The organism is Mesorhizobium sp. M7A.F.Ca.CA.004.04.2.1 (assembly GCF_004022825.1).
Taxonomy (GTDB): domain Bacteria; phylum Pseudomonadota; class Alphaproteobacteria; order Rhizobiales; family Rhizobiaceae; genus Mesorhizobium.
In genome coordinates, this window is record NZ_RZPH01001773.1 from 1 (window position 1) to 471 (window position 471).

At 69.9% G+C, this 471-nt stretch carries 1 protein-coding gene; it reads right to left on the reverse strand.

Going from position 1 to position 471, the window contains the following annotated elements; translation table 11 throughout:
* Positions 1-163: 163 nt before the first annotated feature.
* A partial coding sequence (locus EN893_RS37500; RefSeq protein ID WP_128362337.1) for a disulfide bond formation protein B occupies positions 164-471 on the reverse strand: 308 nt, incomplete at its 5' end.

A 471-nucleotide genomic window follows, 5' to 3' on the forward strand; every position in this document is an offset into this window, starting at 1 on the left:
GGCTACAACAGGTTCGCGCCCCTTCCTCTACCCCGTCGATCGGGGGAGAGGTGGCTCGGCGACGCCGAGACGGAGTGGGGGTCGACCTGGCTCGGACGTCGAAGCCGCGCCACCCGAGTCAGCCCGACGAATTTTTGCGCGAACCCTGCGTCGCGCTGCTCAATCAGTCGCGGGTGAGGGCGCCGCGGAAGGCGACGGCGGCGAGGATCAGGCTGGCGATGGCGTTCCAGCCGGCCAGGGACAGGCCAAGGATGCGCAAGGCGGCTTTGTCGCAGGACGGCGGCACGAATTTGTCGAGCGCGTCGAGCACGCCCTTGCCGCCGGTGTCGACCGGCCCGGCGCCTGCGGTACAATCGGTCGGGCCGGCCCACCACTGCCATTCGACGCCGGAGTGGTAGACGCCGAGATAGAGGCCGTAGAGCATCAGGATGCCGCCGACGGCCAGCAGGCCGCGCGTCAGCCAACTGGGTG